This is a genomic window from Streptococcus sp. CF7_Ac1-12 (genome assembly GCF_024295905.1).
GTDB lineage: Bacteria > Bacillota > Bacilli > Lactobacillales > Streptococcaceae > Streptococcus > Streptococcus mitis_AP.
This window is the reverse complement of record NZ_JANCPG010000001.1, coordinates 110,114-124,564: the sequence shown is the minus strand read 5'-3', so window position 1 is coordinate 124,564 and position 14,451 is coordinate 110,114. Positions and strand designations below refer to the sequence as shown.

Sequence of the window (14,451 nt, the reverse complement as noted above, 5' to 3'; positions counted from 1 at the left end):
GAATTTTACTCTAATAGAATAGAATTATCGGTTTTAAAAACGCTTACATTGTTTTAAAATAAACTTAAATAACACAACGGAGGTATCCATCATGAAAAAGAAATGGATGTATTATGCTGCTTGCGGACTAGCTCTTTTTGGTCTTGCTGCTTGTTCTTCTAATGACTCTGCCGATGGCGGTTCATCTGATAAAGGAGACGGCGGTTCGCTAGTCGTTTATTCACCAAACTCAGAGGGCTTAATCGGAGCAACTATTCCTGCCTTTGAAGAAAAATATGGTATCAAAGTAGAACTGATTCAAGCTGGTACTGGAGAACTTTTCAAAAAACTAGAGTCAGAAAAAGAAGCTCCTGTAGCTGATGTCATCTTTGGTGGTTCTTATACACAATATGCTACCCACGGAGAACTCTTTGAAAACTATACTTCAAAAGAAAATGATAATGTTATCAAAGAATATCAAAACACAACTGGCTACTCCACACCTTATACACTAGATGGTAGTGTTTTAATCGTCAATCCCGATTTAACGAAAGGCATGAACATCGAAGGATATAGCGACCTTCTCAAATCTGAACTAAAAGGAAAAATCGCAACTGCTGACCCAGCAAACTCTTCTAGCGCCTTTGCTCAATTAACAAATATGCTACAAGCTCAAGGTGGTTACAAAGACGATAAAGCTTGGTCTTATGTAAAAGATCTCTTCACACTTATTGATGGTAAAATCGGTTCAAGCTCATCTGGTGTCTATAAAGCAGTCGCTGACGGAGAAATGGCTGTTGGTCTCTCTTATGAAGATCCAGCAGTTAAACTCTTAAATGACGGAGCTAATATCAAGGTAGTCTATCCAAAAGAAGGAACCGTCTTCCTACCTGCTAGTGCTGCTATCGTTAAAAAAGCAAAAAATATGGAAAATGCCAAGAAATTTATCGATTTTATTATCTCTCAAGAAGTACAAGATACACTTGGTACAACCACTACTAACCGTCCTGTTCGTAAAAATGCCAAAACAAGCGAAAACATGAAACCAATTGACAAAATCAAAACACTCACTGAAGATTATGATTATGTCATCAAGAATAAGTCAGATATCGTTAAGAAATACAACGAAGTCTTTACAGATATCCAATCTAAACAGTAAAAGAGGTTCACTATGAGTGAGATCAAAATTATTAACGCCAAAAAAATCTACCACGATGTCTCTGTTATTGAGAATTTGAACATTACAATTCCAAAAGGAAGTCTCTTTACCCTTCTTGGACCTTCAGGGTGTGGGAAAACGACCCTTCTTCGTATGATTGCAGGTTTCAACAGTATCGAAGGTGGAGAATTTTACTTCGATGATACAAAAATCAATAATATGGAACCCAGCAAACGCAATATCGGGATGGTTTTCCAAAACTACGCTATTTTCCCACATTTGACTGTCCGAGATAATGTCGCTTTTGGTCTCAAGCAAAAGAAGGTTCCAAAAGAAGAATTGATTCAACAAACCAATAAATATCTTGAACTCATGCAAATTGCTCAATATGCGGATCGGAAGCCCGATAAACTCAGTGGTGGACAACAACAACGTGTCGCCTTGGCACGCGCCTTAGCTGTTAATCCAAGTGTTCTCCTCATGGACGAGCCGCTTAGCAACCTAGATGCCAAACTTCGCTTGGATATGCGTCAAGCCATTCGAGAAATCCAACACGAAGTGGGAATTACAACTGTTTATGTGACCCACGACCAAGAAGAAGCTATGGCTATTTCAGACCAAATTGCTGTTATGAAAGACGGAGTCATCCAACAAATCGGTCGGCCAAAAGAACTCTATCATAAACCAGCTAATGAGTTTGTAGCAACCTTTATCGGACGCACAAATATTATCCCTGCCAATCTCGAAAAACGGAGCGACGGTGCTTATATCGTCTTTTCAGATGGCTATGCTCTTCGAATGCCAGCCCTTGATCAGGCTGAGGAGCAAGCCATTCATGTAAGCATTCGTCCTGAAGAGTTTATCAAAGATGAATCTGGAGATATTGAAGGAACTATTAGCGATAGCGTCTATCTTGGACTAAATACGGAATATTTCATCGAGACAGGCTTTGCCTCAAAAATTCAAGTTAGCGAAGAATCAACTTTTGAAGAAGATCTACAAAAAGGCGATCGTATTCGTCTACGAATCAATACTCAAAAATTAAACGTCTTTTCTGCAGATGGTTCGCAAAACCTGATAAAAGGAGTCAACCATGGAACGTAAAAAACTAAATATTTGGACAGCCTCCTCTTTCTTCATCTTTCTTACCTATCTTGTCTTTCTGGTTTATCCTATCGTTACCGTGCTCAAGCAAGCACTCATACATGAGGGACAATTTTCACTAGCTAATTTTGTCACTTTCTTTAGTAAAGCCTACTACTCTGAGACACTTGTCAACAGTTTCAAGGTTTCCATTACCGCTACTGTCACTTCCTTAGTCGTAGGAACCTTATTAGCTTATCTCTTCTCTATGTATGATTTCAAGGGGAAGAAATTTCTTCAAATATTGATTATCATTGCTTCCATGTCAGCTCCTTTCGTGGGAGCCTACTCCTGGATTCTCTTGCTGGGACGAAATGGGGTCATTACTAAATTCCTGACAAATACCCTTCATCTTCCAGCTATTGATATTTATGGATTCAAAGGAATTGTACTTGTCTTTACACTGCAACTATTCCCACTGGTATTTCTATACGTTGCTGGGACAATGAAAAGTATTGACAATTCTCTACTTGAAGCTGCTGAAAGCATGGGGTCCTTCGGATTTAAGCGTATCGTAACGGTTGTTTTACCTCTCCTAGTTCCAACCTTACTAGCTGCTGCCCTGCTTGTGTTTATGAGAGCATTCTCAGATTTTGGAACGCCTATGTTGATTGGTGAAGGATATCGGACTTTCCCCGTCTTGATTTATACCCAATTCATTAGCGAGGTTGGAGGAAATTCTGCTTTTGCATCTGCTTTAGCAATTATGGCGATTATCATTGCCTTGGCAATCTTCCTTATCCAAAAATACATCTCAAACCGCTACAGTTTCAGCATGAATTCGCTCCATCCAATTGAGCCTAAAAAAACTACAAAAGGAAAAATGGCTGCCATTTATGCAACAGTCTACGGAATTATCTTGTTCTCTGTTCTACCTCAAGTCTACTTGATTTATACTTCTTTCCTAAAAACATCAGGTATGGTATTTGTCAAAGGTTATTCTCTAAACAGTTACAAGGTAGCTTTCAATCGTATGGGATCTGCTATTTTCAATACTATTCGTATCCCTTTGATTGCCTTAGTTCTAGTTGTCCTATTCGCAACATTTATCTCCTACCTAGCCGTTAGAAAACGGAATTTGTTTACAAACTTAATTGACAGCCTCAGTATGGTCCCTTATATTGTACCCGGAACTGTTCTAGGGATTGCCTTCATTTCTTCCTTCAATACCGGTCTATTTGGAAGTGGATTTCTTATGATTACAGGGACAGCTTTCATCTTAATTATGTCCCTATCTGTCAGAAGATTACCGTATACTATTCGCTCATCTGTTGCTAGCTTGCAACAAATAGCCCCAAGTATTGAAGAAGCTGCTGAAAGCTTAGGAAGTAGCCGTCTCAATACCTTTGCCAAGATTACAACTCCAATGATGCTATCTGGTATTATTTCTGGAGCCATCCTATCTTGGGTCACAATGATTTCAGAACTCTCTACTTCTATCCTCCTCTACAATGTCAAAACAAGAACAATGACTGTAGCCATTTATACAGAGGTTCTAAGAGGGAATTACGGTGTAGCCGCAGCCTTGTCAACTATCCTGACTGTTCTAACAGTAGGTTCCTTGCTCTTGTTTATGAAAATCTCTAAAAGCAACAGCATTACACTTTAGTTTCCCCCATCAAAAACAGCCGAAAGGATTACCCTCGGCTGTTTTTTCTTATCTTGATATTCTTATCAAATCCCTAGTTCATAACAAGCAAGTCTAGACTGATTAAATAGAGGCTTCTTCCATCTTCTCACGTCCTAGTTCTCGGTAACTACGGTCGCCGACAACTTCTACGCTAAACTGGCCGTCCTCATATTCAAGGATCGTCACGCTACCATTATCTAGACCATGCGGATGCATGCCATTAATCAAATAAACAATGGTTCCAATGGTCATTCCGTGGCTGACGACAAGGGCATTGCCCCCACCTTGTTCTTCCATTTCTTTGGCAATCGCTTCAAAACCTTCCTTGATTCGGCCACTGAGTTTTTCCCAGCCTTCAGCCCAACCAGCTGTATCGACCTCTACCAACCCCTCAGCCAGTTCAGCATAAGACAATTGGTGAACATGATCCACATTAAAGATACGAGGAATAATGCCCATGAAAAGATCACCATCATAAGCTCCGTCAAAGCTACCAAAACACCATTCTCTGATACGTTTGTCCATGCGATAAGGGATTTTCCCCTGCAAACCAAGTTCTTCAAGAATAATTCCCATTGTCTGAATGGTGCGGCCAGAATCACTGGAATAAGCGCGATCAAACTGTAGACCAGATTCTCGCAAACCGATTCCTAATTCTTGAATCCCTCGCTCACCTTCAGCCGTTAAAGGAGTATCGCTCCAACCTTGCGCGCGACCAATCGTGTTAAACATAGTCTTGCCATGACGTACCAAATACAATCGTACTTTTACCATTTTCCGTCCTCCGTTTGCTTCTATTATATCATGGATGATAAAACAAAAGCCACCCAGACAGGTGACTTTTGCAGGAGATTATTATGAAAAAGTTTAGGAGTTCTATTAAATAAAGATATTAGATGAAAATCAAATTCAAACTAAATCAGTGTTATCTGTTTCAAATAATATTAGGAGGTCTTTATTTAATGATTATAGTATACACATCCAACCTTAAATAGAACTTAAAATTTCTCCTATTTTCTTAATTTTTAAAACTATGAATTGGTGCTGGGATTTGTCCCCCACGAGAAATGAAATCGACAGACGAAGCCCCATTGACTTTCATAACAGGTGCAGTTCCTAATAGGCCACCAAACTCAATCATATCTCCTTCTTTTCCTTTTGGAATGATACGAACAGCCGTTGTCTTCATGTTAATGACACCAATTGCAGCCTCATCCGCAATCATAGCTGCAATGGTTTCAGCAGGAGTATCTTCTGGGATGGCAATCATATCCAAACCAACGGAACAGATAGCCGTCATAGCTTCTAGTTTTTCCAAATTAAGAGAGCCATTTTGCACTGCAGCAATCATTCCTTCATCCTCTGAAACAGGGATAAAGGCACCAGACAAACCACCAACTTGGTTGCAAGCCATAACTCCGCCCTTCTTAACTTGGTCGTTCAAGAGAGCCAAGGCAGCCGTCGTTCCATGCGTACCAACTGTCTCTAGCCCCATTTCCTCAAGGACACGTGCCACAGAGTCTCCAACTGCAGGTGTTGGTGCCAAACTCAAGTCCACAATACCAAACTCCACACCCAGTCTCTCACTGGCCATTTGACCAACCAATTGACCGATACGAGTGATTTTAAAGGCAGTTTTCTTGACTGTTTCTGCTACTACATCAAAGCTCTGTCCACGAACTTTTTCCAAGGCACGTTTCACCACACCAGGACCAGAAACTCCGACATTGATGATAACATCTGCCTCCCCAACACCATGGAAGGCACCCGCCATAAATGGATTGTCCTCAACAGCATTAGCGAATACAACCAACTTAGCTGCCCCCATATCAGATAGAGTTGCCGTTTCCTTGATAACTCGTCCCATATCTGCGACAGCCGTCATATTGATACCAGACTTGGTTGAGCCTATATTGACTGACGAGCAGACCTTATCCGTTTCAGCCAAAGCACGAGGAATAGAATTGATAAGAATCTCATCTCCCTTTTGATAACCCTTTTGTACCAAGGCTGAAAAACCACCAATAAAGTCCACACCAATCTCTTTCGCAGCCTTATCAAGTGCTTTTGCCAGAACCACATAGTCTGTCGCATCTGTCGCCGCCCCAATCAGAGAAATAGGAGTCACCGATACACGCTTATTAACGATTGGAATTCCCAACTCAGCCGCAATTTCATCACCAACAGCCACTAAATTAGCTGCCTTGCTCGTAATCTTTTGATAAATTTTCTCCGCAGCACGATTGATATCTGGATCGATACAGTCCAAAAGGGAAATCCCCATGGTAATGGTTCTGATATCAAAGTTCTGCTCCTCAATCATGGCAATGGTTTCAGTAACTTGTCTAATATCCATGATAACCTCCTAGATATTATACATAGCTTCGAAAATCGCTGCACTCTGAATATTGATTTTTACATTCAAAGTTTGCCCAAAAGCTTCAAATTCATTACGAAGATAAGTAAAATCTTGCTTTTTATCACTAGAGACGACAGCCATCATCGTGAAATATTCATCCAAAACAGTTTGAGAGATATCGTCTATGTTCAAACCCAATTCTGCAATTTTACCAGAAACACCTGCAACAATTCCAGATTTATCTTTACCAACAACAGTTATAATCGCTTTCATAAGCAAACTCCAATTCTTTTTAAAATAGGAAACCTGAACATTCAGCAGATTTCTTCTTAAATAGTATAGCATGATTCCAACTAAAATACTCAAAAACGCCTGCTTACGAAGTTGTTCTTAGGAAAAAAACAATTTCGTAAACAAGCGTCCACTATCTCAACTTATGATGAGTGTTCCCGCTAGGACCGAAATCCTAGCGGTAGACCAGAGCTAGACTAAGAGCACAAGACTCCATCATCATAACACTCAACAAAATTGATGATTTTATACTAATTCGATGATCGCCATTGGCGCTGCATCACCACGACGTGGTTCAGTTTTAAGGATACGAGTGTATCCACCGTTACGTTCAGCATAACGAGGTGCGATTTCTGAGAACAATTTTTGAAGTGCTGTAGTAGAAGTGTACTTATCAGTTGCTTCATCATAGTTTTCAGATGCGATTTCATTACGTACGAAAGCAGCTGCTTGACGACGTGCATGCAAATCACCACGTTTACCTAGAGTAATCATTTTTTCAACAGTTTTACGGATTTCTTTAGCACGAGCTTCAGTTGTCACGATTGATTCGTTGATCAAAAGGTCAGTTGTCAAATCGCGAAGCATTGCTTTACGTTGTGAGCTAGTGCGTCCTAGTTTACGGTAAGCCATGTATTCCTCCTTTATTTATCTTTTAATCCAAGACCTAAATCAATGAGTTTGAGTTTCACTTCTTCCAAACTCTTGCGTCCAAGATTTCGTACTTTCATCATCTCTGCTTCAGATTTTTCTGTTAAATCATGCACAGTATTGATACCGGCACGTTTCAAACAGTTGTATGAACGCACAGACAAGTCCAGTTCCTCAATCGTACGATCCAAAATACGGTCGTCAGATTCAGTGTCAGCTTCTTTCATCACTTCAGTTGACTTAGCAATCTCAGTAAGATTTGTAAACAAATCAAGATGTTCTGTCAAGATACGTGCTGAAAGCCCTAAAGCATCTTCTGGAATAATTGTTCCATTTGTCAAGATTTCAAGGGTTAATTTGTCAAATCCATCATTGCTACCTACACGAGCAGGTTCCACTTGATAGTTGACTTTTGTAACTGGTGTATAAATAGAATCTACAGCAAGTGTTCCAACTGGTGCATTATCTTTTTTATTTTCATCAGCAGGTACATATCCACGACCACTGTTAACAGTCATAGTCGCTTTTAGAGAAGAACCTTCACCGATTGTAAAGAGATAATGATCTGGATTTACAATTTCAATATCGCTATCTGTCAAAATGTCACCAGCTGTTACTTCAGCAGGACCTTCAACATCTAGTTCGATGATTTTTTCGTCTTCAACGTACGATTTCACTGCAATTCCTTTAATGTTCAGAATGATTTGCATCACGTCTTCACGAACACCTGGAACTGTGTCAAACTCATGTAACACACCATCAATATTGATAGATGTCACAGCTGCTCCTGGTAGAGAAGCTAGAAGTACACGACGAAGAGAGTTACCAAGAGTTGTACCGTAGCCACGTTCAAGTGGTTCGATTACAAACTTGCCATAATCTTTATTTTCATCAATTTTTGTTATATTTGGTTTTTCAAACTCGATCATTTAGTTACTCCCTCTTAAACGAAAAGCAGTGTAATGCGATGATTATACACGGCGACGTTTTGGAGGACGAGCACCATTGTGTGGCACTGGAGTCACATCACGAATTGCTGTTACTTCAAGACCAGCGGCAGCAAGCGCACGAATAGCTGACTCACGACCAGAACCTGGACCTTTTACAGTAACTTCAACTGATTTAAGACCGTGTTCTTGTGCAGATTTAGCAGCAGCTTCAGAAGCCATTTGAGCAGCGAATGGTGTAGATTTACGAGAACCTTTGAAACCAAGAGCACCAGCTGATGACCAAGCAATTGCATTACCATGCACATCAGTAATCATAACAATAGTGTTATTAAATGTAGCGTGAATATGAGCAATACCAGATTCGATATTCTTTTTCACACGACGTTTACGTGTTGGTTTAGCCAAGACTTTTACCTCCTATATTATTTTTTCTTACCAGCAATCGCAACAGCTTTACCTTTACGAGTGCGAGCGTTGTTTTTAGTGTTTTGTCCACGGACAGGAAGTCCACGACGGTGACGGATACCACGGTATGAACCGATTTCCATCAAACGTTTGATGTTCAAGTTTACTTCACGACGAAGGTCACCTTCAACTTTGATTGCGTCCACTTCACGACGGATAGCATCTTCTTGATCTGATGTAAGATCACGTACACGAACATCTTCTGAGATTCCAGCAGCTGCCAAAATTTTCTTAGATGTTGCAAGTCCGATACCATAAACATAAGTCAATGAGATTACTACGCGTTTGTCATTTGGAATGTCAACTCCAGCAATACGAGCCATGTTTTCTCCTTTCTATCTTATCCTTGACGTTGTTTGTGTTTTGGATTTGCTGGGCAAATTACCATAACACGACCATTACGACGAATAACTTTACAGTATTCGCAAATTGGTTTGACCGATGGTCTTACTTTCATTTCTTATCCCTCCAAGTTTTTCGATTATTTAAAGCGGTAAGTGATACGTCCACGTGTCAAGTCATATGGACTCATTTCGACAGTAACACGATCTCCCGCTAAAATACGAATATAGTTTTTACGAATTTTACCAGAAACTGTTGCTAAAATCTGATGTCCATTTTCAAGTTCAACCGTAAACATTGCATTCGGCATTGTATCAACTACTTTGCCTTCAACTTCAATCACATCGTCTTTTGCCACGCAAAAGCACCTCCATAAATTTCGATTCGATGCCTCTAGACACAGAGACAACAATTATAAGTCAGACTATCTCAGTATAACATTTGTAGCGGATTTTTGCAAGTGTGAAAAACGCTTTATTTCAAATTTGTCAATACTTTTTCGATATCTGAGAAGACATCATTGATATCTTGATTACCTTCGATGTCATGAACCAAACCTTTGGCACGGTAGTGAGCAATGATTGGTTCCCCTTGAGCAATATTCACATCCAAACGACGTTTTACTGTCTCAGGCTTATCATCTTCACGTTGGTAGTAATCTTCTTCTTTATAGTCAACTGGTGGGTTAAAGACCTTGTGGAAAGTTTCTCCAGTTACACGATGGATGATACGGCCACTCAAACGTTCTAAGAGGCTGTCAGGGTTCACTTCAATATTGATAACACCTTCTAGTTCAATGCCAAGTTCAGCCAATGTTTTGTCCAAGGCATGAGCTTGTTCAATTGTACGTGGGTAACCATCTAATAAGAATCCTGTTTCTTTAATATCATCTTGTGAAAGGCGTTCTTTTACGATTCCATTTGTAACTTCATCAGGAACCAATTCACCCTTGTCAATGTATGACTTAGCAAGAACACCCATTTCAGTTTGATTTGCCATTGCAGCTCGGAACATATCACCTGTTGAAATATGTGCAACATGGAATTGTTCTACGATTTTTGCTGCTTGAGTTCCCTTACCTGCACCAGGTAAGCCCATAATCAAAAGATTCATGATTTGATCTCCTTATTTTATTTTTAAATAGAAGCAAAAAGTCTTTTCACCCCTATTTAAAAACAAAATAGAAGAGGGGAGACCAAACTCTCACTAATGTTAGAGTTAAACCTCCACTCCCTCAGTATTTACTGATTTCGTAAATACTTTTATTCTGTTCTGTCCATGAAACCAACATACTTACGTTTCAATAGGTAACCTTCCAATTGTTTGATTCCTTCAATACCTGTAGAGATAATGATCAAAAGACTGGTTCCTCCAAAAGCAACTGCTTCTGAAAGTCCGAAAACATCTTTTGCTACGATCGGTAAAATAGAAATCACACCAAGGAAGAGAGAACCAACAGTTGCAAGACGACGAAGAAGTTTAGACATATATTCTTCTGTACCTTTACCAGGACGAACTCCGTGGATATAGGCACCGCTCTTTTGTAAGTTTTCTGCAGCTTTTTCAGGATTAATCTGTACAAACGTATAGAAGAATGTAAAGAGAATAATCAATAAAGCATACATAGCAATACCAGTTGGTGAAGTTGTTGCCAGCATTTCTTGTGCTGTTCTTACCCAAGCCCAATCATGACCTGTAGCGCTCAAAAACTGAAGAATAGCCGCAGGCGCTGCAGTAATCGAACTTGCAAAGATAACAGGGATAACTCCAGCAGGGTTTACCTTCAAAGGAAGGTAAGAGCTAGATGGAGCACCTTGTGCAACCTTAGTATATTGGATTGGAATTTTGTATTCTGCTTGTTGAACATAAGTTGTAAAATAAATGATCAACAATACAGTAATTATCAAAATGATTACGAAAATGATAGATGAGTTGATACGGCTACTTGGGACGTTCACAAAGTAATCTACATAGATGCCCTGAATCATCTCTGGAATTGAGGCAACAATCCCGGCAAAGATAATCATAGAAACACCATTTCCGTATCCCTTATCTGTAATTTGCTCACCCAACCAAGTCACAATCATGCTACCAGCTGTTAAGATGATACCAATCATGATAAAGACTTGTGGAGTAAGAGCTGTTTTCAACAATTGAGCTCCAGCCAAAGTATTAAAACCAGCTGTAATCCCGATAGATTGCACAAAAGCGAGAACTAGAGCAATATAACGAGTAGCTTGATTTAATTTTCTTCGACCTACTTCCCCTTGTTTACCCCACTCTACAAATTTGGGTAAAATATCCATTTGCAAGAGTTGGACAACGATAGAGGCCGTAATATAGGGGCTAACACCAAGAGCAAAAACTGAGAAGTTTTTCATGGCATTCCCTGAGACCAAGCTCAACATGTTTAAGAAGGATAATCCACTTAAAGCATTCAAGCTATTGGCATTCACACCAGGAACAGTAATACTAGTTCCGATACGAAAGACCAAAACGATAAAAATTGTAAATAAAATTTTTGATCGAACCTGCTTGACTTTAAGAGCTTCTCTTAATAATTTAAAAAACATAGGTCACCTCTCTTAGATGACTTCTACTGAACCACCTTTAGCAGTGATAGCTTCTTCAGCTGATTTAGAGAATTTAGCTGCTTTCACAGTCAATTTCTTAGTCAACTCACCGTTACCAAGAATTTTAATACCTGATTTTTCAGCTTTAACAATTCCTGCTTCGATAAGAACAACTGGAGTAACTTCAGCACCATCTTCAAAGACGTTCAATTGGTCAAGGTTCACAATTGCGTATTCTTTAGCGTTGATGTTAGTGAATCCACGTTTTGGAAGACGACGGAACAATGGAGTTTGTCCACCTTCAAAACCAAGGCGAACTCCGCCACCGCTACGAGCTTTTTGACCTTTTTGACCACGACCAGATGTTTTACCGTTACCTGATGAAGTACCACGACCAACGCGGTTACGTACTTTACGAGAACCTTCTGCAGGTTTCAATTCATGAAGTTTCATTTTTATTTTCTCCTCTTTTGTAAAATGCTAGCGCCGATAAGGGAGAAAAGGTTGTCTCCCCAATCAACTCGCCTATACGACGTCATCATAGATGACTATATCTAGTTTTAGGGGATGGTATAGTGCACATCCCCTAAAAATTCATTAGTTTACTTCTTCAACTGTTACCAAGTGAGATACTGCAGTGATCATACCACGGATAGCAGCGTTATCTTCTTTAATAACAGAGCTGTTCAATTTGCCAAGTCCAAGTGCTACAACAGTTTTACGTTGTGATGGAATGCGTCCGATTGGAGACTTAGTCAAAGTAATTTTAATTTGAGCCATTTTATCCCCTTTCTTATGCCAAATCAGAAACTGAAATACCACGAAGGGCAGCAACTTCTTCAGCGCGTTTCAATTGTTTCAAACCTTCAACAGTTGCACGAACAATGTTGATTGGAGTGTTAGAACCAAGTGATTTAGATGTAATATCTGCCACACCTGCCAATTCCACAACGGCACGAACTGCACCACCAGCGGCAACTCCAGAACCTTCTACAGCAGGTTTCAACAATACTTTAGCTCCACCGAATTCTGAAAGAACTTCGTGTGGGATTGTTGTTCCAACCATAGGAACTTCGATCAAGTTTTTCTTAGCATCATCTACTGCTTTACGGATTGCTTCTGGAACTTCTTGAGCTTTACCAGTACCAAATCCTACGCGACCGTTGTGGTCACCAACAACAACAAGAGCTGCGAAACGAAGACGACGTCCACCTTTAACAACTTTTGTAACACGGTTGACAGCAACTACGCGTTCTTCTAATTCAACTGCATTGTCTTTAAATGCCATTTTCTAGTGTCCTCCTATTAGAATTTCAATCCGTTTTCACGAGCTGCATCAGCCAAAGCTTTCACACGTCCGTGATATAGATATCCACCGCGGTCGAACACCACTTCTGAAATACCTTTAGCGTTTGCACGTTCTGCAACGAGTTTACCGACAGCAACGGCTTGTTCAGTTTTAGTTCCTTTTGAAACTTCTTTGTCAAGAGTTGAAGCACTTGCGAGCGTTACACCCGCTACGTCATCAATCACTTGAGCGTAGATGCCTGTATTAGAACGGAATACGTTCAAACGTGGGCGATCAGCAGTTCCAGAGAGTTTTCCGCGAACGCGACGGTGGCGTTTTTGGCGGAGTTTGTTTTTATCTGGTTTTGAAATCACAGTTTTCACCTCTTTAGTTTTAAATCGTGTGCTATGCACAAAGTTGGAAAATAGGTTGGTGGTTGAGAATCAACCACTCAACATTATTTACCTGTTTTACCTTCTTTACGGCGAACGAATTCACCAACGTAACGGATACCTTTACCTTTATATGGTTCTGGTGAACGAAGGCTACGTACGTAAGCAGCTGTTTGACCAACTACTTCTTTTGAAATTCCGCTAACAACGATTGTTGTTGGGTTTGGAAGTTCAAAAGTAATTCCTTCTGGAGCTTCAACTTCGTCTGGATGAGATTTACCAACAGCCAAAACAAGTTTAGATCCTTGAAGTTGTGCACGGTAACCAACCCCGCGCATTTCAAGTTCTTTCTTGAATCCTTCTGATACACCAATAACCATGTTGTTCAAAAGGGCACGAGTAGTTCCGTGGATAGTTTTCATTTCTTTTGAATCGTTTGGACGGTGAAGAGTTACTTCAGTACCTTCCACACGAATTTCAATATCTTTTGAGAACTCACGAGTAAGTTCTCCTTTAGGTCCTTTTACAGTTACAACGTTGTCATTGTTAGTGATTTCTACACCAGCAGGCAACACGATAACTTTATTACCAATACGTGACATGTTTATTTTCTCCTGTTAAATTGTCAGGCCTAAACGGCCAGTTTTCACGGGGGTTCAGATACTTATTTAGTTCAAAAACTGAACTGAACACGCTCTAAGAACTGTGCAAAATAGATAAGTTGGCTTGTTTGTCAACAAACTTCTCCAACTTTCTAATTTTGCTTTGTTCTTTACGAGCTTTGTATCTTGATTTTACCAAACGTAAGCGATAACTTCCCCACCAACATTCTTTTGGCGTGCTTCTTTATCAGTGAGCAAACCTTCAGAAGTTGAAAGGATAGCAATTCCAAGTCCGTTAAGAACTTTTGGAAGGTCTTCACGTTTTTTGTAGACACGAAGTCCTGGTTTAGAAACACGTTTCAAGTTAGTGATAACTTTTTCACCGTTTGGTCCGTATTTAAGAAATACACGGATGATGCCTTGTTTGTCATCTTCGATGATTTCAACGTTTTTTACAAAACCTTCGCGTTTAAGGATTTCAGCAATCCCTTTTTTGATGTTTGATGCAGGTACTTCAAGTACTTCGTGTTTAGCTTGGTTAGCATTACGAATACGAGTTAGGAAGTCTGCGATTGGGTCAGTCATAACCATTTTGTTTTTCTCCTCTTACTAGTAGTTTGCAAGTTG

At 39.9% G+C, this 14,451-nt stretch carries 20 protein-coding genes; 3 read left to right on the top strand and 17 right to left on the bottom strand.

Annotated elements, in window-relative coordinates; genetic code table 11:
* The first annotated feature begins 91 nt into the window (after positions 1 to 91).
* From NMM17_RS00715 to NMM17_RS00705, 3 genes are read left to right on the top strand one after another with little or no spacing between them, the layout of a single operon-like run.
* Entirely contained in the window at positions 92 to 1,138 is a 1,047-nt protein-coding gene (locus NMM17_RS00715) for an ABC transporter substrate-binding protein (RefSeq protein ID WP_153226252.1), read from the top strand.
* A gap of 12 nt (positions 1,139 to 1,150) precedes the next feature.
* Positions 1,151 to 2,242: an ABC transporter ATP-binding protein gene (locus NMM17_RS00710; protein ID WP_153226251.1), complete on the top strand. Its 1,092-nt coding sequence runs from the start codon at positions 1,151 to 1,153 to the stop codon at positions 2,240 to 2,242.
* The gene (locus tag NMM17_RS00705; protein WP_050261299.1) at positions 2,232 to 3,890 is read left to right on the top strand and encodes an iron ABC transporter permease; all 1,659 of its coding nucleotides are present in this window, start codon (positions 2,232 to 2,234) and stop codon (positions 3,888 to 3,890) included. The genes NMM17_RS00710 and NMM17_RS00705 overlap by 11 nt, the downstream gene beginning before the upstream one ends.
* A gap of 102 nt (positions 3,891 to 3,992) precedes the next feature.
* Here NMM17_RS00705 and NMM17_RS00700 read toward each other — a convergent pair whose 3' ends face one another.
* From NMM17_RS00700 to rpsH, 17 genes are all read right to left on the bottom strand, one after another.
* On the bottom strand, positions 3,993 to 4,685 hold the full coding sequence (locus tag NMM17_RS00700; RefSeq protein WP_024056940.1) for a histidine phosphatase family protein: 693 nt from the start codon (positions 4,683 to 4,685) through the stop codon (positions 3,993 to 3,995).
* Between the two features lie 244 nt (positions 4,686 to 4,929).
* A complete protein-coding gene (locus tag NMM17_RS00695; RefSeq protein WP_000354890.1) occupies positions 4,930 to 6,267 on the bottom strand; it encodes a PFL family protein in 1,338 nt (445 codons plus the stop codon).
* 9 nt (positions 6,268 to 6,276) lie between these two features.
* Positions 6,277 to 6,543 carry an ACT domain-containing protein gene (locus NMM17_RS00690; protein ID WP_000644130.1) on the bottom strand — a complete coding sequence of 89 codons (267 nt, stop codon included), beginning with the start codon at positions 6,541 to 6,543 and terminating at the stop codon, positions 6,277 to 6,279.
* 264 nt (positions 6,544 to 6,807) lie between these two features.
* Entirely contained in the window at positions 6,808 to 7,194 is a 387-nt protein-coding gene (rplQ, locus tag NMM17_RS00685; RefSeq protein ID WP_000331493.1) for a 50S ribosomal protein L17, read from the bottom strand.
* Positions 7,195 to 7,205: 11 nt separating this feature from the next.
* The gene (locus NMM17_RS00680) at positions 7,206 to 8,141 is read right to left on the bottom strand and encodes a DNA-directed RNA polymerase subunit alpha (RefSeq protein ID WP_000568988.1); all 936 of its coding nucleotides are present in this window, start codon (positions 8,139 to 8,141) and stop codon (positions 7,206 to 7,208) included.
* Positions 8,142 to 8,183: 42 nt separating this feature from the next.
* Entirely contained in the window at positions 8,184 to 8,567 is a 384-nt protein-coding gene (rpsK, locus tag NMM17_RS00675; protein WP_001118385.1) for a 30S ribosomal protein S11, read from the bottom strand.
* Between the two features lie 17 nt (positions 8,568 to 8,584).
* Positions 8,585 to 8,950, bottom strand: a complete 366-nt coding sequence (rpsM, locus tag NMM17_RS00670) for a 30S ribosomal protein S13 (protein WP_000090781.1) — start codon at positions 8,948 to 8,950, stop codon at positions 8,585 to 8,587.
* A 17-nt stretch (positions 8,951 to 8,967) separates the two neighbouring features.
* Positions 8,968 to 9,084 (bottom strand): 50S ribosomal protein L36, encoded by a 117-nt coding sequence (gene rpmJ / locus NMM17_RS00665; RefSeq protein ID WP_001808836.1) that lies wholly within the window; start codon positions 9,082 to 9,084, stop codon positions 8,968 to 8,970.
* 24 nt (positions 9,085 to 9,108) lie between these two features.
* Entirely contained in the window at positions 9,109 to 9,327 is a 219-nt protein-coding gene (infA, locus tag NMM17_RS00660) for a translation initiation factor IF-1 (RefSeq protein ID WP_001029883.1), read from the bottom strand.
* Between the two features lie 116 nt (positions 9,328 to 9,443).
* Positions 9,444 to 10,082: an adenylate kinase gene (locus NMM17_RS00655; protein WP_001050436.1), complete on the bottom strand. Its 639-nt coding sequence runs from the start codon at positions 10,080 to 10,082 to the stop codon at positions 9,444 to 9,446.
* Positions 10,083 to 10,231: 149 nt separating this feature from the next.
* Complete coding sequence (gene secY / locus NMM17_RS00650) at positions 10,232 to 11,542, bottom strand: preprotein translocase subunit SecY (protein ID WP_000465403.1); 1,311 nt, start codon at positions 11,540 to 11,542, stop codon at positions 10,232 to 10,234.
* A 12-nt stretch (positions 11,543 to 11,554) separates the two neighbouring features.
* Positions 11,555 to 11,995, bottom strand: coding sequence for a 50S ribosomal protein L15 (rplO, locus tag NMM17_RS00645; RefSeq protein ID WP_000766087.1), 441 nt, complete (start codon positions 11,993 to 11,995; stop codon positions 11,555 to 11,557).
* 144 nt (positions 11,996 to 12,139) lie between these two features.
* Positions 12,140 to 12,322: a 50S ribosomal protein L30 gene (gene rpmD / locus NMM17_RS00640; RefSeq protein ID WP_000057241.1), complete on the bottom strand. Its 183-nt coding sequence runs from the start codon at positions 12,320 to 12,322 to the stop codon at positions 12,140 to 12,142.
* Positions 12,323 to 12,335: 13 nt separating this feature from the next.
* Entirely contained in the window at positions 12,336 to 12,830 is a 495-nt protein-coding gene (rpsE, locus tag NMM17_RS00635) for a 30S ribosomal protein S5 (RefSeq protein WP_000874202.1), read from the bottom strand.
* A gap of 17 nt (positions 12,831 to 12,847) precedes the next feature.
* On the bottom strand, positions 12,848 to 13,204 hold the full coding sequence (rplR, locus tag NMM17_RS00630) for a 50S ribosomal protein L18 (RefSeq protein ID WP_000624044.1): 357 nt from the start codon (positions 13,202 to 13,204) through the stop codon (positions 12,848 to 12,850).
* An 83-nt stretch (positions 13,205 to 13,287) separates the two neighbouring features.
* Positions 13,288 to 13,824: a 50S ribosomal protein L6 gene (rplF, locus tag NMM17_RS00625; RefSeq protein ID WP_000086624.1), complete on the bottom strand. Its 537-nt coding sequence runs from the start codon at positions 13,822 to 13,824 to the stop codon at positions 13,288 to 13,290.
* Positions 13,825 to 14,016: 192 nt separating this feature from the next.
* The gene (rpsH, locus tag NMM17_RS00620) at positions 14,017 to 14,415 is read right to left on the bottom strand and encodes a 30S ribosomal protein S8 (RefSeq protein WP_000245504.1); all 399 of its coding nucleotides are present in this window, start codon (positions 14,413 to 14,415) and stop codon (positions 14,017 to 14,019) included.
* Between the last annotated feature and the right edge of the window lie 36 nt (positions 14,416 to 14,451).